This window comes from Micromonospora sp. NPDC004551 (genome assembly GCF_040609975.1).
Taxonomy (GTDB): domain Bacteria; phylum Actinomycetota; class Actinomycetes; order Mycobacteriales; family Micromonosporaceae; genus Micromonospora.
On sequence record NZ_JBEXLM010000001.1, the window covers coordinates 405,776 to 423,225 of the forward strand.

18 protein-coding genes are annotated in these 17,450 nt (G+C 72.7%); 14 read left to right on the forward strand and 4 right to left on the reverse strand.

Translation table 11 applies throughout. The annotated features are described in order from the left end of the window. Positions 1-2 precede the first annotated feature (2 nt). The 4 genes from ABZW14_RS02005 (at position 3) to ABZW14_RS02020 (ending at position 3,096) form a co-directional block, all read left to right on the forward strand. Positions 3-605 carry a nitroreductase family protein gene (locus ABZW14_RS02005; protein WP_355338255.1) on the forward strand — a complete coding sequence of 201 codons (603 nt, stop codon included), beginning with the start codon at positions 3-5 and terminating at the stop codon, positions 603-605. A 131-nt stretch (positions 606-736) separates the two neighbouring features. Continuing rightward, a complete protein-coding gene (locus ABZW14_RS02010) occupies positions 737-1,042 on the forward strand; it encodes a type II toxin-antitoxin system VapB family antitoxin (protein WP_046566293.1) in 306 nt (101 codons plus the stop codon). Positions 1,043-1,073: 31 nt separating this feature from the next. Then, complete coding sequence (locus tag ABZW14_RS02015) at positions 1,074-2,234, forward strand: acyl-CoA dehydrogenase family protein (protein ID WP_355338258.1); 1,161 nt, start codon at positions 1,074-1,076, stop codon at positions 2,232-2,234. A 100-nt stretch (positions 2,235-2,334) separates the two neighbouring features. Beyond that, the gene (locus ABZW14_RS02020) at positions 2,335-3,096 is read left to right on the forward strand and encodes a DUF4230 domain-containing protein (protein WP_355338261.1); all 762 of its coding nucleotides are present in this window, start codon (positions 2,335-2,337) and stop codon (positions 3,094-3,096) included. A gap of 46 nt (positions 3,097-3,142) precedes the next feature. Here the strand turns inward: ABZW14_RS02020 and ABZW14_RS02025 are convergent, their stop codons facing one another. After that, positions 3,143-3,349, reverse strand: a complete 207-nt coding sequence (locus tag ABZW14_RS02025; protein WP_355338264.1) for a PspC domain-containing protein — start codon at positions 3,347-3,349, stop codon at positions 3,143-3,145. A 304-nt stretch (positions 3,350-3,653) separates the two neighbouring features. Here ABZW14_RS02025 and ABZW14_RS02030 point away from each other — a divergent pair, with 304 nt between their 5' ends. The 10 genes from ABZW14_RS02030 to ABZW14_RS02075 all read left to right on the forward strand — a co-directional run bounded on the left by ABZW14_RS02030 (position 3,654) and on the right by ABZW14_RS02075 (position 16,379). Next, positions 3,654-5,024, forward strand: a complete 1,371-nt coding sequence (locus ABZW14_RS02030) for an L-serine ammonia-lyase (protein WP_355338267.1) — start codon at positions 3,654-3,656, stop codon at positions 5,022-5,024. Between the two features lie 67 nt (positions 5,025-5,091). Continuing rightward, the gene (locus ABZW14_RS02035; RefSeq protein WP_355338270.1) at positions 5,092-5,919 is read left to right on the forward strand and encodes an ABC transporter permease; all 828 of its coding nucleotides are present in this window, start codon (positions 5,092-5,094) and stop codon (positions 5,917-5,919) included. Continuing rightward, the gene (locus ABZW14_RS02040; protein WP_355338273.1) at positions 5,920-6,663 is read left to right on the forward strand and encodes an ABC transporter ATP-binding protein; all 744 of its coding nucleotides are present in this window, start codon (positions 5,920-5,922) and stop codon (positions 6,661-6,663) included. A 38-nt stretch (positions 6,664-6,701) separates the two neighbouring features. Further along, positions 6,702-8,591 carry a DUF5941 domain-containing protein gene (locus ABZW14_RS02045; RefSeq protein WP_355339376.1) on the forward strand — a complete coding sequence of 630 codons (1,890 nt, stop codon included), beginning with the start codon at positions 6,702-6,704 and terminating at the stop codon, positions 8,589-8,591. 16 nt (positions 8,592-8,607) lie between these two features. Beyond that, positions 8,608-10,800 carry a bifunctional glycosyltransferase family 2 protein/CDP-glycerol:glycerophosphate glycerophosphotransferase gene (locus tag ABZW14_RS02050; protein WP_355338276.1) on the forward strand — a complete coding sequence of 731 codons (2,193 nt, stop codon included), beginning with the start codon at positions 8,608-8,610 and terminating at the stop codon, positions 10,798-10,800. 158 nt (positions 10,801-10,958) lie between these two features. Then, complete coding sequence (locus tag ABZW14_RS02055; protein ID WP_355338279.1) at positions 10,959-12,266, forward strand: ABC transporter ATP-binding protein; 1,308 nt, start codon at positions 10,959-10,961, stop codon at positions 12,264-12,266. 74 nt (positions 12,267-12,340) lie between these two features. Beyond that, entirely contained in the window at positions 12,341-12,736 is a 396-nt protein-coding gene (locus ABZW14_RS02060) for a VOC family protein (protein WP_355338282.1), read from the forward strand. A 9-nt stretch (positions 12,737-12,745) separates the two neighbouring features. Further along, positions 12,746-13,213, forward strand: coding sequence for a DUF4442 domain-containing protein (locus tag ABZW14_RS02065; protein WP_355338285.1), 468 nt, complete (start codon positions 12,746-12,748; stop codon positions 13,211-13,213). Positions 13,214-13,260: 47 nt separating this feature from the next. Beyond that, a complete protein-coding gene (locus tag ABZW14_RS02070; RefSeq protein ID WP_355338288.1) occupies positions 13,261-14,010 on the forward strand; it encodes a beta-phosphoglucomutase family hydrolase in 750 nt (249 codons plus the stop codon). Continuing rightward, entirely contained in the window at positions 14,007-16,379 is a 2,373-nt protein-coding gene (locus tag ABZW14_RS02075) for a glycoside hydrolase family 65 protein (RefSeq protein WP_355338291.1), read from the forward strand. Before ABZW14_RS02070 ends, ABZW14_RS02075 begins: the two co-directional genes overlap by 4 nt. A 49-nt stretch (positions 16,380-16,428) precedes the next feature. Here the strand turns inward: ABZW14_RS02075 and ABZW14_RS02080 are convergent, their stop codons facing one another. The 3 genes from ABZW14_RS02080 to ABZW14_RS02090 form a co-directional block, all read right to left on the reverse strand. Next, positions 16,429-16,608, reverse strand: coding sequence for a hypothetical protein (locus ABZW14_RS02080; RefSeq protein WP_355338294.1), 180 nt, complete (start codon positions 16,606-16,608; stop codon positions 16,429-16,431). Between the two features lie 61 nt (positions 16,609-16,669). Beyond that, positions 16,670-17,017, reverse strand: a complete 348-nt coding sequence (trxA, locus tag ABZW14_RS02085; RefSeq protein WP_355338297.1) for a thioredoxin — start codon at positions 17,015-17,017, stop codon at positions 16,670-16,672. After that, on the reverse strand, positions 16,987-17,379 hold the full coding sequence (locus tag ABZW14_RS02090; protein WP_091260961.1) for a MerR family transcriptional regulator: 393 nt from the start codon (positions 17,377-17,379) through the stop codon (positions 16,987-16,989). Before ABZW14_RS02090 ends, trxA begins: the two co-directional genes overlap by 31 nt. Between the last annotated feature and the right edge of the window lie 71 nt (positions 17,380-17,450).

Below are 17,450 nucleotides of genomic sequence, written 5' to 3' on the forward strand. Positions count from 1 at the left end.
GCGTGGAGTTCGCCGAGGTCGTCCGGCGCCGACGGATGGTCCGCAACTACGACCCGGACCGCCCGGTCCCGCCCGAGGTGGTGGACCGGCTGCTGGACCACGCCGTACGGGCCCCGTCGGCCGGGTTCGCCCAGGGCTGGGGGTTCCTGGTGCTGGAGGAGCCGGCAGACCGGGAGCGGTTCTGGGCGGCGGCCACCCCGGCCGGCGGCGGCCGGGAACGCTGGCTGGCCGGGATGCGCAAGGCCCCGCTGATCGTGGTGCCGCACGCCAACCGCTCCGCGTACCTCGACCGTTACGCCGAGCCGGACAAGGGCTGGGCGGACCGTTCCGAGGACCGCTGGCCGGTGCCCTACTGGTACGTCGACACCGGCTTCGCCGCCCTGCTGATGCTGCTCACCGCCGTGGACGAAGGGCTGGGGGCCTGCTTCTTCGGGATCCCGCCGCAGCGGATCGGGGCGTACCGGGAGGCGTTCGGCGTGCCGGCGGAGTACCACCCGATCGGCGCGCTCACGGTAGGTTACCGGGCACCCGACCACCGGTCGCCGTCGCTGCGGCGCGGCCGCCGGCCGGTGGACGAGGTGGTCCGGCGGGGCCGCTGGAGTTGAGGGTGGTTCAGCGCGTCCGGCCCGGGTATCGGCGGTAGGGAAACCGACATGAGGGAGTAAAACGCGGTGTGGCGGGTGCGGCTAGGCTGGCACCGACATCATTCGGCCGGCCGGGGGGAGGGGAGCGTGCCGTGATCTTCAGGGCGGTCCGGGACGGGCGTCCCTACCCGGAGCACAACCTCACGCTCAAGCAGTGGGCCGAGATCCCGCCGCGCCCGCTGCGGCTGGACCAGCTCATCACGACCAAGCGGGAGCTGGCGCTCGACAAGCTGCTCGCCGAGGACTCCACCTTCTACGGCGACCTCTTCCCGCACGTGGTGCAGTGGAACGGCGGCCTCTACCTGGAGGACGGCCTGCACCGGGCGCTGCGCGCGGCGCTCCAGCAGCGCAATCAGATCCACGCCCGGGTGCTGGTGCTCAGCGGTCAGGGCGAGTGACGCGCCCCTGAGTCTTCGTTAAGGTGACGCCATGACCCCTCTCGACCTGCTGGACATCGACGCGTCGCTGAGCGAGGAGGAGCGTCAGATCCGCGCCGTGGTGCGCCAGCTGATCGACGACCGGGTCCGCCCGCACGTCGCGGGCTGGTACGAGGACGGCCACGTCCCGGCCCGCGAGCTGGCCCGGGAGTTCGGCAAGCTCGGCCTGCTCGGCATGCACCTCACCGGCTACGGCTGCGCGGGCGCGTCGGCCGTCGCCTACGGGCTGGCCTGCCTGGAGCTGGAGGCCGGCGACTCCGGCATCCGCTCGCTGGTCTCGGTGCAGGGGTCGCTGGCCATGTACGCCATCTGGCGCTACGGCAGCGAGGAGCAGAAGCAGCGCTGGCTGCCCGCCATGGCGGCCGGCGAGGCGATCGGCTGCTTCGGGCTGACCGAGCCGGACCACGGCTCCGACCCGGCCTCGATGGCGACCCGTGCCCGCCGCGACGGCGACGACTGGATCCTGACCGGCAGCAAGCTGTGGATCACCAATGCGCCGATCGCCGACGTCGGGGTGATCTGGGCGCGCACCGACGAGGGCGTCCGCGGCTTCGCCGTACCGATGGACACCCCCGGTGTGACGGCGCGGGAGATCCGGCACAAGATGTCGCTGCGCGCGTCGCTGACCGGCGAGATCGCCCTCGACGACGTGCGGCTGCCGGCGGACGCCCGGCTGCCCGGGGCGACCGGGCTGAAGGCGCCGCTGAGCTGCCTCACCGAGGCCCGGCACGGCATCGTCTGGGGCGCGCTCGGCGCGGCCCGGGACTGCCTGGAGACCGCCCTGTCCTACGCGACCACCCGGACCCAGTTCGGCCGGCCGCTCGCCGGCTTCCAGCTCACCCAGGCCAAGCTCGCCGACATGGCGGTCGAGTGGAACAAGGGGCTGCTGCTCGCGCTGCACCTGGGCCGGCTGGCCGACGCCGGGAAGCTGCGCCCGGACCAGGTCAGCGTGGGCAAGCTGAACAACGTACGCGAGGCCCTGGCCATCGCCCGGGAGTGCCGCACCATCCTGGGCGCGAACGGCGTCTCGGGCGAGTACCCGGTGATGCGGCACGCCAACAACCTGGAGAGCGTGCTGACCTACGAGGGCACCTCGGAGATCCACCAGCTGGTCATCGGCCAGCGGCTGACCGGGCTCTCCGCGTTCGCCTGAGCTGGGGATTCCCCCATTCGGGTCGCTCGGCGAGCGACTGTCGCACGGTGGCCGTACCGTCATTCTCAGTCGATGTGTCTGACGAGGACGGTGAGGGGCGATGGCCCGCGACGGTGAGAACGAGCCCACCAGGGAGTTCCCGGAATACCCGACCGGCGAGTCCCTCCGGGCCCGGTCGGACGTGCCGTCCGACCCCCGGCCCGGTGGCCCGGCGTCGCCCGGTGCTCCGGCGCGGGGCCTGCTCTGGGTGCTCGGCGCGGCCGCGCTGGCCGTGGTGGTGCTGCTCGGCGTGCAGGCGACCGGCCTGCTGCCGGAGTTCCGCAACCCGTTCGCCAAGGAGCAGACCGACCGCAGCCAGCCGCCGCTGCTCAAGTCGATCCGCGACCTGAGCCGCTACGTGGCCGCCGAGGGCAACTTCCAGGTCGTGGTCGACGTGCAGAAGGACCGGCGCAACGTGCCCGACTTCCTGCTCAACGAGCGCACGCTCTTCGTCGGGGCGGGCCGCATCGAGGCGTACGTCGACTTCGCCAAGATCGCCGACGGGGCGGTGGTGGTCTCCGACGACGGCAAGTCCGTCGAGATCAAGCTGCCGGCGCCGCAGCTCGGCGAGACCGATCTGGACATGGACAAGAGCTACGTCTTCGCCGAGCAGCGCGGCCTGATCAACCGGCTGAACGACCTGGTCGGCGGCGATCCCAACCGGCAGCAGCAGGTCTACCAGCTCGCCGAGGACCGGATCACGGCGGCGGCCCGGGACAGCGGGCTCACCGCCCGTGCCGAGGAGAACACCCGCAAGATGCTGGAGGGTCTGCTCCGCTCGCTGGGCTACGAGAAGGTGACGGTCACCTACACGGCGTCCTGACGCCATCGGCGCCCGCCCCGGGTGATCCCGGGGCGGGCGGCACGGGTCAGTGGCGGGTGGCGAGGTAGCGGTCCTCGTTCGGCATGAGGATCCACAGGATCAGATAGACGATCACCTGGGTGCCGGGCAGCAGCAGCGACAGCAGGAACAGCAGCCGGACCAGGCCGGCGGACATGCCGAACCGCTGGGCCAGGCCGGCGCAGACGCCGGCGAACATGCGCCCCTGGCGGGGCCGGACCAGTTTGCGACTCATCGTCGAACTCCCACTTCTGCGGCGATCCGCCGCGCTGATTCCACGGTAGGAACGGGCGCACGTCCCGCCCTCGGCCCCGAGGAGGATCGGCGACCCGGGAACCCGTAGGTGCTTTACCCCGGCGGGCCATGATCGATTCACCGGCCGGTCAGCCGGTGACGGTGGGTTGACGGCGGGCGCGGAGGGTAGGCTCGCCGGTCGGGCGCCCACACCCCGGGTGCCGCCCGCCGCCTCCCGGAACCGGGGAGCGGCACACACCGGGCCGGACCCGCACAACGGGGACGACGGCGAGGAAAGTGCAGCCATGATCAGTGTTTTCGATCTCTTCAGCGTCGGTATCGGGCCGTCCAGCTCGCACACCGTGGGGCCGATGCGGGCCGCGCGGACGTTCGTGGCCGGGCTCAAGGCCGACGGCCAGCTCGCCGACGTCGTGCGCGTGCAGGCCGAGCTGTTCGGTTCGCTGGGCGCCACCGGCCACGGCCACGGCAGCGACCGTGCCGTGCTGCTCGGGCTGGAGGGGGAGGCCCCGGAGACGGTCGACACCGACACGGTGGGGCCGCGGGTGGAGCGGATCCGCGCCGAGCGGCGGCTGAGCCTGCTGGGCAGCCAGGAGATCGACTTCGACCCGGACCGGGAACTGGTGCTGCACCGCCGCCGCTCCCTGCCGTACCACCCGAACGGGATGACCTTCGCGGCCTTCGACGCGGCCGGGGAGCAGGTCCGGGCGCGCACCTACTACTCGGTCGGTGGCGGGTTCGTGGTCGACGAGGCGGCCGCTGGAGCCGACCGGATCAAGCCGGACAGCACCCGGGTCCGGCACCCGTTCCTCACCGGCGCGGAGCTGCTGGCGGTGACCGCCGAGACCGGCCTGTCGATCAGCGAGGTGATGCTCGCCAACGAGCTGTCCTGGCGCAGCGAGGCGGACGTCCGGGCCGGGCTGCTGGAGATCTGGCGGGTCATGCGGGAGTGCGTCGAGAACGGCTGCGCCCGCGACGGCGTGCTGCCGGGCGGGCTGAAGGTGCGCCGCCGGGCGGCCGAGCTGCGCCGCAGCCTGGAGGCGGAGGGCGACGCGAGCGACCCGCTGCACGCGATGGACTGGGTCACCCTCTTCGCGCTCGCCGTCAACGAGGAGAACGCGGCCGGCGGGCGGGTCGTCACCGCGCCGACCAACGGCGCCGCCGGGATCATCCCGGCCGTCCTGCACTACTACACCCGGTTCGTGCCGGGCGCCTCCGAGGAGGGCGTGATCCGCTTCCTCCTCGCGGCCGGCGCCATCGGGGTGCTGTTCAAGGAGAACGCCTCGATCTCCGGCGCCGAGGTCGGCTGCCAGGGCGAGGTCGGCTCGGCCTGCTCGATGGCGGCCGCCGGGCTGGCCGAGGCGCTGGGCGGCACGCCCGAGCAGGTGGAGAACGCGGCCGAGATCGGCATGGAGCACAACCTCGGGCTCACCTGCGACCCGGTCGGCGGCCTGGTGCAGATTCCGTGCATCGAGCGCAACGCGGTGGCCAGCATCAAGGCCATCACGGCGGCGCGGCTGGCGCTGCGCGGCGACGGGGTGCACGCCGTGTCGCTGGACAAGGTCATCAAGACCATGCGGGAAACCGGCGCCGACATGAAGATCAAGTACAAGGAGACGGCGCGGGGCGGCCTCGCCGTCAACGTCATCGAGTGCTGACGAACCCGAAGGGGTGACCCGGCGCGTCCGTACGCCGGGCCGCGACGCCCGGGGCGAGGATGGGACGGTGACGTCCGGCGTCGCCGCGCTCTGGTCCGCCCGCACCTCGCTGCGCATCCTGGTCCGGCGCGATCTCGCGGTGAAATACCAGCAGTCCGTGCTGGGCTATCTCTGGTCGCTCATCGAGCCGCTCGGCATGGGCCTGATCTACTGGTTCGTCTTCGGCGTGCTCTACTCCGGGGCCACCCGGCGGCACCTGGGCGACGCGGCCGGGTCGTACCCGCTGTTCCTGATCACCGGGATCTTCGCATGGATGTGGGCCAGCTCGGCGCTCACCGAGGCGACCAACGCGCTGACGGGGCAGGCCCGGCTGATCACCACGATGAACCTGCCGCGGCAGGTCTTCCCGATCGGCCGGGTCGCCGGCCGGTTCGCCGAGTACGTCGCCGGCCTGCCCATCCTGGCCGCCATCGCGGCCCTCTACGCCGCACACGGCCGGATCCACCTGGGCTGGACGCTGCTCGCGCTGCCGCTGGCCGTGGCGGTGCAGTTCGTCCTGCTGGTGGGGCTGGCGCTGCTGCTGTCGGCGGGCAACGTGCTGATGCGCGACATCGAGCGCACCATGCGGCTGGTCATCCGGCTGCTCTTCTACGCCACCCCGATCATCTACCCGCTGAACCTCGTGCGGGAATCGGGCATGCCGGGCTGGGTGAAGATCGCGTACGAGCTGAACCCGCTGGTCGGGATCTTCCAGCTGCACCACGCGATCTGGTATCCGGACGAGTTCCCCGACGCCCGGCTGCTCACTGTCACGGTGGCGGGCAGCCTGCTGGTGTTCGGGGTCGGCTGGTGGTCGTTCCGCCGCCTCGAACCGGCCGTCCTCAAGGAACTGTGAATGGCCGCGATCATCGAGGCGGACGGCCTCGGCATCCGGTTCGTCCGCAACCGCCGCCGCCAGCTCCGGCTGCGGGAACTGCTCATCCACCGGGGCTCCCGGGACCCGGACGCCGGCCGGTTCTGGCCGCTGCGGGACGTGTCGTTCCGGATCGAGCCGGGCGAGACGGTCGGCGTGGTGGGGCGCAACGGTACCGGCAAGAGCACCCTGCTGCGGCTGATCGCCGGCGTGCTGATACCCGACGAGGGCTCGATCCGGGTCCACGGCCGGGTGGCCCCGCTGCTGGAACTCTCCGCCGGCTTCTCCGGCGACCTGACCGGACGGGAGAACCTCTACCTGGTGGGCGGGCTGCACGGGCTGTCGTCGGCCTACCTGCGGCGGCACTTCGACGAGATCGTCTCGTTCGCGGGTGAGCAGGTCGAACGCGCCATCGACACCTCGGTCCGGCACTACTCGTCCGGCATGAAGGTGCGGCTGGGCTTCGCGGTGATCGCGCACCTGCCCCATCCCGTGCTGCTGGTGGACGAGGTGACCGCGGTCGGGGACGCGGAGTTCCGCGCGAAGTGCTATGCGACCATCGAGCGACTTCTCGCGGAAGGGCGCACGCTGGTGCTGGTGTCACACAACGACAAGGACCTCACCCGGTTCTGCCGTCGGGGGCTCTACCTCGACGCCGGGCGGCTGACCGTCGACGGGACGATCGACGAGGCGCTGCGGGCGTACGCCGGCGCGACGCAGCGGTGACGCTCGCGATCGTGCTCGCCGCCGGGCCGGCGGCGGGCCTGACCACCGATGCCGGGGAGCGCGTGGCCGACCGGCTCGCCGGGCAGTGGCGCCGGGCCGGGGCGGACGAGGTGCGGGTGGCCGCCGACCTGTCCGAGCTGGCCGACCTGGTGGCGGCCGCCACCGGGCCCGTGCTGGTCAGCGGGGCTGACCTGGTGGCGCACACGGCCGTACTCAAGCACCTCGCCACCAGCCCGGTGGGGCCGACGGTGGCCCTGGTGCTCACCGATCCGCCGGCCGCCGGGCAGGTGACGGTTCGCGAGGAGCGCGGCCAGGTGGTCGCGGTGGGCGACCCCACCGGCGCGACCGGTGTGTTCGGCGGCGCGCTGCGGGTCGGCCCGGCCGACCTGCCGGCCCTCGCCGCCGCGGCGAGGACCGCGGCCGGTGGCGGCGTCGACCAGCTCTTCGCGGACCTGGCCGGGTGCGGCACGCTGACCTTCGCCCACCGGGTACGCCTGCTCGTGGCGCACCGGGTCGGCGACCCGGCGGAACTGGCCGCGGCGCAGGCGGCCGTGGCCGCGGTCGACGAGGACCGTGCAGAGCTGAAGCTGTCGGTGAAGGAGCGGGACGACTTCTTCACCACGTTCTTCGTCAGCACCTGGTCCCCGTACGTGACGAAGGCCGCCGCCCGGATCGGCCTGGGCCCGACCGCGGTCACCCTGATCTCGGTGGTCTTCGCGGTGGCCGCGGCGGTGCTCTTCGGCGCCGGCGGGCGGCCCGCGCTGGTGGCCGGTGCGGTGCTGCTCTACCTGGGCTTCGTGCTGGACTGCGTGGACGGCCAGCTGGCCCGCTACACCCGGCACTTCAGCGCCTGGGGCGGCTGGCTCGACACGATGGCCGACCGGGCCAAGGAATACCTGGTCTACGCGGGCCTCGGCTACGGGGCCACGCACGCCGGCTTCCGCTACGGCTGGGCGCTGGCGATCGCCGCCATGACCCTCCAGACCGTGCGCCACATGACCGACACCTGGTACGGCGTGCTGCACGACGAGGCGGCCCGGCGCCCCCGCCCGGCCACCGGGGAGGCGGGCGGCATCGGCGGGAAGCTGAACGCTGCGTCGACGAAGGTGCAGGCGGACACCGGCTCGGTGTCCTACTGGCTGAAGCGGACCGTGGTCTTCCCGATCGGCGAGCGGTGGGCGCTCATGGCGGTGGCCGCCGCGCTGTTCGGGCCGCTGGTGGCGCTCTGCGCGGTGCTGGTGTGGGGGGTGCTGGCGTTCGCGTACACCGGTGGCCTGCGCACCCTTCGGGCGCGGTGGATGCGGGTGCCGGTCATGAGCACCGTCGACACCGGCCTGCACCGCGACGACGGGCCGCTGGCCCGGACGCTGCCGGCGCCCGGGAGGCTGCCGGCGGTCCGGCAGCCGCTGGTGCTGGCCGTGCTCGGTGCGCTCGGCGCGGCGGGCCTGCTGCTGTGGTCGTTGCTGGCCGTCCACGCCGGGGACGACCTGCCCGGCTGGGCGGTGGCGTTCGCGTTCGTCGTCCTGATGAGCGGGGCGCACGGCGCGCGGGCCGCGCACGACGGGCCGCTGGACTGGCTGGTCCCGGCGGCGCTGCGGGCCGCGGAGTTCCTCTTCGCGATCGCCGTCGGCGTGGCCGGGCGGGTGCCGCCGTGGCTGATCTTCGGGTACGTCTTCGTGCTGACCCTGCACCACTACGACCTGACCGCCCGGCTGGAGAAGCGGCAGGCCGCCCCGCCGCTGCACGCCGCCACGCTGGGCTGGGAGGGGCGTTCGGCGCTCCTCACCATCGGGTCAATCGCCGGAATTGCGAGCATCGCTCTGGCTACACTCGGTGCGTACCTTCTCGTGGTTTTTGTCGCGAGCGTGGTCCTCGCCTGGGTGGTCCTGCCGGCCCGCGTCCGTGGGGGTGACCGCTCGCCGGGCTGACGGAGGGCGGGCCGGGATGACCCTGATCAGCTTCGTCGTACCGGCCTTCAAAGTGCAGGGTTACCTGCGGGAGTGTCTCGACTCGATCCTCGACCAGCCGTTTGACGACGTCGAGGTGATCGGGATCGACGACGCCTCTCCGGACGGCAGCGGCGAGATCCTGGCCGAGTACGCGGACCGCGACCCCCGGGTCCGTGCGATCCGGCTCGCCGAGAACGTCGGGCTCGGTCCGGCTCGCAACATCGGGCTGGACCGGGCCACCGGCGACTACGTCTGGTTCGTCGACGGCGACGACTGGCTGGTCCCCGGCTGCCTGCCGCACGTGGCCGACCGGCTCCGCGCCACCCGCCCGGACGTGCTGATCGTCGACCACGTCCGGGCGCACTGGAACAACGTGGGCACGCGCAGCGCCATGCGGGACGTGTTCCCGGAGCCGCCCGGCGCGGCGACCTTCCGGCTGCGGGAGCGGCCGGAGACCCTGCGCCTGCTGCACACCGCCTGGAACCGGTTGGTCCGCCGGGAGTTTCTCGTCGAGCAGGGGCTGCGCTTCGCACCCGGCTGGTACGAGGACGTCTCGTTCAGCTATCCCGTGCTGATGGCCGCCGCGCGGATCGGCGTGCTGGACCGGGTCTGCCTCAATTACCGGCAGCGTCGCACCGGGGCGATCACCCGGACCCGTGGCGACCGGCACTTCGAGGTCTTCGCGCAGTGGCACCGGGTGTTCCGGCTGCTGGACCAGTGGGGGCCGGCCGTGGTGAACGGCCTGCGCCCGGCCGTCTTCGAGCGGATGATCTGGCACTACCTGACCGTGCTGGGCAACGGCGAGCGGATCGACCCCGAGCTGCGGCCGCCGTTCTTCGCCCAGATCCACGCCGACTACGTCCGCTTCCTGCCGCCTGAGGGCTACCCGGTCCCGCCCGGCCTGGAGGGGGTGAAGCACCGGCTCGTGGCGGCCGGTCGGTGGCGGGTGTTCAGCGCGCTCCGGGCCGCCCACCAGGCCGAGGAGCATGCCCGGCGCTCGGCCCGGCGGGCCAGGCGGCGGGTGCTGCCGGTGGCCCGGCGCAGCGCCCGCAGGGCCCGGGACGTGGCGCTGCGCGAGTACTACCGGGCCGAACTGCACCGCCCGCTCGACCCGACGCTCGCCGTCTACGCCGCGTACTGGTACCGGGGCTACTCCTGCAACCCGGCCGCCATCTACACGGCCGCCCGCCGGCTCGCCCCGCAGGTGCGCGGCGTCTGGATCGTCCGCCGGGACCGGGTCGCCGTGCTGCCGCCGGGCGTCGAGTACGTGGTGGCCGGCACTCCGGACTACTACCGGGTGCTGGCCCGGGCCCGCTGGCTGGTCAACAACGTCAACTTCCCGGACTTCGTCCGCAAGCGACCCGGCTCGGTGCACGTACAGACCCACCACGGCACCCCGGTCAAGGTGATGGGGCTGGACCAGCAGCGCTATCCGGTCGGCACGGTGGGAATGGACTTCGCGAAGCTGCTGCGCCGGGTGGACCGCTGGGACTACAGCGTCAGCGCGAACAGCTTCTCCACGCAGATGTGGGAGCGGGCCTACCCGGCCGACTACACCACGCTGGAGGTCGGCTACCCGCGCAACGACCGGCTGGCGCTCGCCACCGACGAGGAGTGCCGCCAGGCCCGCGCAGCGCTGGGCATCGGCCCCGACGAGTACGTGGTGCTCTACGCGCCGACCCACCGGGAGCACCTGCCCGGCTGGCGGCCGCCGTTCGACCCGGACCGGCTGGTCGAGGTGCTCGGCCCGTCCGGGCGGCTGCTGATGCGCAGCCACTACTTCCACGACCGGGAGCGGCGCCCGCGGGCGCGCTCCGCCGACGGGGTGCTGGACGTGAGCGCCCACGACCGGGTCGAGGACCTGTACCTCGCCGCGGACGTGCTGGTCACCGACTATTCCTCGGCGATGTTCGACTACGCGGTGCTGGACCGGCCGATCGTGGTCTACGCGCCGGACTGGGACGCGTACCGGGTGTCCCGGGGCGTCTACTTCGACCTGCTCGCCGAGCCGCCGGGCGCGGTCGCCGTCGACTTTCCCGGCCTGCTCGACGTGTTCCGCGGCGGCGCGGTGCGCGGGGCGGCCGCCGAGCAGGCCCGGCAGCGGTTCCGGGCCCGGTTCTGCGCGCTGGACGACGGGCACGCCGCCGAGCGGGTGGTCCGCCGGGTCTTCCTCGGCGAACCGGCCTGAAACGGGGTTACTGAGCGGTCGCTTTACCGATGGAAGGCCGCCAATCTCGTTAATGGTTCTTTCACAAGCCGAACATGGCACGTTTACCCGATGTGCGGACCCCATGATCCTGGTCACAGTCATTCCCGGGTTCGGGCCGAGAACTGGGGAGGCAGACGGTGACCACCGTCGCGCTCAAGGATGTCACCAAGGTGTTCCAGGACGGCACAGTCGCCGTCGACACCATCAACCTGGACGTCAACGACGGCGAGTTCATGGTGCTGCTCGGCCCCTCGGGCTGCGGCAAGTCCACCGTGCTGCGGATGGTCGCCGGGCTGGAGGATCCCACCTCCGGCGCGGTGCTGCTCGGCGGCGAGGTGGCCAACGACCTGCCGCCCCGGGACCGGAAGATCGCCATGGTCTTCCAGGACTTCGCGCTCTACCCGCACATGAGCGTCGGCGACAACATCGGCTTCCCGCTAAGGCTCTCCGGTGTCGAGCCCGGGCCGCGCGGCGAGCGGATCCAGGACGTCGCGAGCGCCCTGGGCATCGGCGACGTGCTCGCGCGCAAGCCCAGCCAGCTCTCCGGCGGCCAGCGGCAGCGGGTGGCCATGGGGCGGGCCATAGTGCGCCGGCCCGGGCTGTTCCTCATGGACGAGCCCCTCTCCAACCTGGACAGCGGCCTCCGCGCCGAGCTGCGCGCCGAGATCTCCGGGCTGACCCGCGAGCTGGGCGTCACCACCATCTACGTCACCCACGACCAGGCCGAGGCACTGACCATGGCCGACCGGGTCGCCATCATGCGCAAGGGCGTGCTCCAGGACGTGGGCACACCCACCCAGGTGTACGGGCGCCCGGCCACCCTCTACGTCGCCGCGTTCCTCGGCAGCCCGCGGATGAACCTGCTGGAGGCGTCGGTCTACGTCCACCTCGACCGGTACATCACGCTGAACCTCGGTGAGCAGGCGCTCTACCTGCCCTGGGACGACATCCGCAGCCGGGCCGTGGCGCACTACCACGGTGAGCGGATCGTGGTCGGCATGCGCGCCGAGGCGCTCACCCCGGTCGCCCCGGACACCGCCGGCGACGTGCTGCACGGCCGGATCCGCTACCTGGAGCACCACGGCCACGAGTCACTGGCCTTCCTCGACATCGGCGCCACCGCCATCGTGGTGGACGAGATGGGCAGCCGGGCGGAGGACGGCGACCCCGGCCAGCGTGGCCTGCGGCGGTTCGGCCAGGTCATGCAGCGGCTCACCGGGCGCGCGGCGGACGCGCCGGTCTCCGCCGCCCCGAGCGGCAGCGGGAGCCGGACCAGCGTGCTCCCCGACCCGGGCCGGCACCACCGCCGTCCCGCGGAACTGGCCGTGCGGCTGGCCCCGTACCCGGCGGTGTCGGCCGGGCACCCGCTCGCCGTCCAGGTGCGGATGGACGCCCTGCACTTCTTCGACGAGCGCGGCGACCGGATCGACGTCGGCTGGCGCTGAGGGCCCAGACAGTTACCTCGGCCGCCAGGCGCTGCGGGGTTGACTCTGCCTTCGGCCGGGCCGAGGGTGGCGGGATGGGGACGGTGATCCGCAACATCGCGTTCGACTGCGCCGATCCGTACGGACTGGCCCGGTTCTGGAGCGGGGTCTTCGACTGCCCGGTGGACCCGGAGTTCAAGCCCGGTGACGAGGAACTCGTCATCGAGCCGCCCGACGGTGCACGGATCTACTTCCAGCGCGTGCCGGAGCCGAAGACCGTGAAGAACCGCGTGCACATCTGCCTGGAGCCGGACGTGCCGCGCGACCGGGAGGTCGAGCGGATCCTCGCCCTGGGAGCCGCTGTCGTCGCCGACCGGCGTGACCCGGACGGCAGCGGCTGGGTCGTGCTGGCCGACCCCGAGGGCAACGAGTTCTGCGTGTTGCGCAGCGACGCCGAGCGCGCCCTTGCCGCGGAAGTTACTGCCGAGTAGCGTCTGGGCATGTCCATCGACTCTCGCCAGGTCGCGGCCGGTTTGCTGGAGGCCGTGCCGTTCGCCCGCACGCTCGGTATCGAATTCGTCGAGGTGGCCCCCGAGGCGGAGGGCGGGGTCCGCGCCGTGGTCCGGCTCCCCGACGTCCCGGAGCACCACAACCACGTCGGCGGCCCGCACGCCGGCGCCATGTTCACCCTCGGGGAGACCGCCTCCGGTGCGGTGGTGCTCGCCGCGTTCGGGCAGGTTCTCGACCGGGCCGTCCCGCTGGCCGTCACCGCCAGCATCCGCTACCAGAAGGTCGCCCTCGGGCCGGTGCTGGCGACGGCGCGGCTGGGGCGTACCCCGGCCGAGGTCGTCGCCGAGCTGGACGCCGGACAGCGGCCCGAGTTCCCGGTCGAGGTGGAGATCGGCACCGAGGACGGCACCGTGACCTCGGCGCTCACGGTGATCTGGACACTCCGCCCGAACCGCTGACGTCCGAATCGGGTTTGCCCGGGCGGTGCCCTGGATAGATTCAGGCAATGCTGGGTCTACCCGCGCAGGTGACCGCCTGTCTCTTCGATCTGGACGGTGTGCTGACGCAGACCGCCAAGGTGCACAACGCCGCCTGGACCGAGACGTTCAACGCGTTCCTGAAGGCGCGGGCGGCGGTCACCGGCGAGCCGTTCCGTCCGTTCGACCCGGGCCCGGACTACAACCGGTACGTGGACGGAAAGCCGCGGGCCGACGGGGTGCGCTCCTTCCTGGCCTCGCGCGGCATCACCCTGCCCGAGGGGTCGCCGGACGACCCGCCCGAGGCGGAGACCGTCAACGGGGTGGGCAACCGGAAGAACGTCATCCTGCTCAAGCGGATCCACACCGACGGCGTCGAGGTCTACGAGGGCTCGGTGCGCTACCTGGAGGCGGCCGCGCACGCCGGGCTGCGCCGCGCGGTGGTCTCGGCCAGCGCCAACTGCCGGGACGTGGTCGCCGCCGCCGGGCTGGACCCGCTGCTGGAGGCCCGGGTGGACGGGCTGGTCGCCCGCGAGCGTGGCCTGCGCGGCAAGCCCCACCCGGACACCTTCCTGGCCGGCGCGCAGCTGCTCGGGGTCGAGCCGGCGAACGCGGCGGTCTTCGAGGACGCGCTGGCGGGCGTCGCCGCCGGGAAGGCCGGCGGTTTCGGGTACGTGGTCGGGGTCGACCGGGTCGGCCAGGCCGACGACCTGCGCGCGCACGGCGCCGACGTGGTGGTCACCGACCTGTCGGAGCTGCTGACCGGAGCGCACGCGTGATCCGGGAACGGGCATACCCGGTCGAGCCGTGGCACGTCCGGGAGACCCGGCTCGACATGGATGTGCTGGCCCAGTCCGAGTCGGTCTTCGCCCTCTCCAACGGCCACGTCGGGCTGCGCGGCAACCTGGACGAGGGCGAGCCGCACGGCCTGCCCGGCACGTACCTGAACTCCTTCTACGAGCTGCGCCCCCTGCCCTACGCGGAGGCCGGCTTCGGCTTCCCCGAGTCCGGGCAGACCGTCGTCAACGTGACCAACGGCAAGCTGCTCCGGCTGCTGGTCGACGACGAGCCGCTCGACGTCCGGTACGGCGAACTCATCTCCCACGAGCGCGTCCTCGACATGCGCGCCGGCACCCTGCACCGCGAGCTGCACTGGCGCTCGCCGGCCGGCCGGGACGTGAAGGTCCGCAGCACCCGGCTGGTGTCGTTCACCCAGCGGGCGGTGGCCGCGATCCAGTACGAGGTCGAGGCGCTGGACGGGCCGCTGCGGCTGATCGTCCAGTCCGAACTGGTGGCCAACGAGACCCTGCCGCCGCAGAGCAAGGACCCCCGCGTCGCCGCGGTCCTGGAGTCGCCGTTGCAGGCCGAGGAGGAGCTGACCACCGACGACGGCGGCCTGCTCATCCACCGCACCAAGGTCAGCGGCCTGCGGGTCGCCGCCGCCATGGCGCACGACGTGCAGGCCCCGGAGCGCACCACCATCGAGTCCGAGGGCTACGAGGACTGGGTCCGCACCACCATCGGCTGCGTGCTCAAGCCCGGCCAGACGCTGCGAGTGGTCAAGTACCTGACGTACGGCTGGTCCAGCCGGCGGTCCCTGCCGGCGCTGCGCGACCAGGTCGGCGCGGCGCTGGCCGCGGCCCGGCTGGACGGCTGGGAGGGGCTGCGCCGGGAGCAGCGGGAATACCTCGACGAGTTCTGGGACGCCGCCGACGTGCGGGTGGAGGGCGACCCGGAGGTGCAGCAGGCGGTCCGGTTCGGCCTCTTCCACGTGCTCCAGGCCGGCGCCCGCGCGGAACGCCGGCCCATCGCCGCCAAGGGCCTCACCGGACCGGGGTACGACGGGCACGCCTTCTGGGACACCGAGATGTTCGTGCTGCCGGTGCTCACCTACACCCAGCCGGGCGCGGTGCGGGACGCCCTGCACTGGCGTTACTCGACCCTCGGCCAGGCGCAGGAGCGGGCCCGGACGTTGAACCTGGCCGGTGCCGCCTTCCCCTGGCGGACCATCGAGGGGCCGGAGTCGTCGGCGTACTGGCCGGCCGGTACGGCCGCGTTCCACATCGCCGCCGACATCGCCGACGCGCTGCGCCGCTACGTGCTCGTCACGGGGGACGACGCGCTGGAGCGCGAGATCGGGCTGGAACTGCTGGTCGAGACGGCCCGGCTGTGGCGGTCGCTCGGCCACCACGACCGCACCGGCCGGTTCCACATCGACGGGGTGACCGGTCCGGACGAGTACACCGCGGTCAAGAACGACAACGTCTACACCAACCTGATGGCACAGCGGAACCTGCTCACGGCCGCCGACTGCGCGATGCGCCACCGGGACCAGGCGCTCGACCTGGGCGTCACCGAGGAGGAGGCGGCCGCCTGGCGGGACGCGGCCGTCGCCATGCATCTCCCGTACGACCCGGAGATCCAGGTGCACGGCCAGGTGGAGGGCTTCACCCGGTTGCAGGAGTGGGACTTCGAGCACACGCCGCCGGAGAAGTACCCGCTGCTGCTGCACTACCCGTACTTCGACCTGTACCGGAAGCAGGTCGTCAAGCAGGCGGACCTGGTGCTCGCCATGCACTGGCGGGGCGACGCGTTCAGCGGCCCGGAGAAGATGCGCAACTTCAACTACTACGAGCGGCGTACCGTGCGGGACTCCTCGCTGAGCGCCTGCACCCAGGCGGTGATGGCGGCCGAGGTCGGCCACCCCGAGCTGGCCCACCGCTATCTGCGCGAGGCCGCGCTCATGGACCTGCACGACCTGAACGAGAACACCCGGGACGGCGTGCACATGGCCTCGCTCGCCGGGGCCTGGATCGCCCTGGTCGCCGGCTTCGGCGGCCTGCGTGACCACGACGGGACGCTCTCCTTCGCGCCCCGGCTCCCCAGCCGGATGGGCCGGCTGGAGTTCTCCCTCCAGTGGCGGTCGATGCGGCTGCGGGTCGACGTCCGGCCGCACCAGACCACCTACTCGCTGCGCAACGGCGGGCCGGACACCGTGGTGGAACTGCGCCACCACGGCGAGTCGATCCGGGTCACCGCCGCCCAGCCGGTCACCGTGCCGGTGCCGCCGGCGCACCCGTCCGGGCCGCCGCCGGAGCAGCCTCCCGGCCGGTCGCCGCTGCTGCACCTACCCGAGAACCTGAGCTGAGCGGAGCCCCCGGCCCGCGGGTTCGCGGGCCGGGGCTCCGGGGCGTACCTCAGAACTGGCGGCCGTTGGACGGCCGGCCGCCGGCGTCACGCGGCGCCGTCGCCCGCGCGTCGTCGGAGGTGCGGGCCACGGAGGCGCGGTCCGCCCAGTCCGGGGACTGCTTCAGTTCCTGTTTGCGGCGTTCCTGGTCGGTGAGGCCCTGTTCCCGGGACCTGTCCTGTTTCGCCATCACGATCCTCGCGATCCGTCGGGGTCCGTGGTCACCCCGCGCCTTCCCGATCCGGGCCGGCTCAACCGTCGAGGTGCCGGGCGAAGCTCAGCCGCAGGTGGTTCTTGGGGCGGGCGCCGACGATCGAGCCGACCACCTGGCCGTCCCGGAACACCAGCATCGTCGGCATCGACATCACCTGGTAGGCCCGCGTGCTGTCGGGGTTCTCGTCGGAGTTGACGGTGACGAAGCGCAGCGCGTCGCCGAACTCCTCGGCCAGCTCCGCCAGATGCTTCGAGACCGGGCGGCAGGGCGGGCACCACTCCGCCCAGAAGTCGACCACCACCGGCCGGTCGGCGGCCAGCACGGTGGCCGCGAAGGTCTCGTCGGTGACCGGGGTCAGTCGGCCCTGCTGCGTGTCCTGAGGCATGTTTCCTCCCGATGGGCGATCGCGCGGGCGAGCTGGTCGTGCAACTGGTGACGGACCGCGCCGAGCCGGTCGAGGTAGTCGTCCACCTCGGCCAGCTTGCGCCGCAGCACCGCCACGGAGTCGGGGCAGACGTCGCCGGAGCTGTTGCCGGCCCGCAGGCAGGCCACGAACGGCCGGATGTCGTCCAGCCCGAAGCCGACCGCCAGCAGCGCCCGGATCTCGTGCACGACGCGCAGCTCCGCCTCGTCGTAGACCCGGTAGCCGTTGGCCGACCGGCGCGGGCACACCAGCCCCTGGGACTCGTAGTAGCGCAGGGTGCGGGTGCTGGTCCCGGCCCGTTCGGCCAACTCCCCGATCCGCATCCCACCGCCCCCCAAACCTGCCTGCTCGCCCCCTGACCACCGTCACGCTAAACCTTGCCGCCGACGTCAAG

Coding starts and splice junctions, on each gene's coding strand:
- ABZW14_RS02015 (WP_355338258.1), top strand. CDS start 1,074: ATGACCCCTCTCGACCTGCTGGACATCGACGCGTCGCTGAGCGAGGAG.
- ABZW14_RS02020 (WP_355338261.1), top strand. CDS start 2,335: ATGGCCCGCGACGGTGAGAACGAGCCCACCAGGGAGTTCCCGGAATAC.
- ABZW14_RS02025 (WP_355338264.1), bottom strand. CDS start 3,349: ATGAGTCGCAAACTGGTCCGGCCCCGCCAGGGGCGCATGTTCGCCGGC.
- ABZW14_RS02030 (WP_355338267.1), top strand. CDS start 3,654: ATGATCAGTGTTTTCGATCTCTTCAGCGTCGGTATCGGGCCGTCCAGC.
- ABZW14_RS02040 (WP_355338273.1), top strand. CDS start 5,920: ATGGCCGCGATCATCGAGGCGGACGGCCTCGGCATCCGGTTCGTCCGC.
- ABZW14_RS02050 (WP_355338276.1), top strand. CDS start 8,608: ATGACCCTGATCAGCTTCGTCGTACCGGCCTTCAAAGTGCAGGGTTAC.
- ABZW14_RS02060 (WP_355338282.1), top strand. CDS start 12,341: ATGGGGACGGTGATCCGCAACATCGCGTTCGACTGCGCCGATCCGTAC.
- ABZW14_RS02065 (WP_355338285.1), top strand. CDS start 12,746: ATGTCCATCGACTCTCGCCAGGTCGCGGCCGGTTTGCTGGAGGCCGTG.
- ABZW14_RS02070 (WP_355338288.1), top strand. CDS start 13,261: ATGCTGGGTCTACCCGCGCAGGTGACCGCCTGTCTCTTCGATCTGGAC.
- ABZW14_RS02080 (WP_355338294.1), bottom strand. CDS start 16,608: ATGGCGAAACAGGACAGGTCCCGGGAACAGGGCCTCACCGACCAGGAA.
- trxA (WP_355338297.1), bottom strand. CDS start 17,017: ATGCCTCAGGACACGCAGCAGGGCCGACTGACCCCGGTCACCGACGAG.
- ABZW14_RS02090 (WP_091260961.1), bottom strand. CDS start 17,379: ATGCGGATCGGGGAGTTGGCCGAACGGGCCGGGACCAGCACCCGCACC.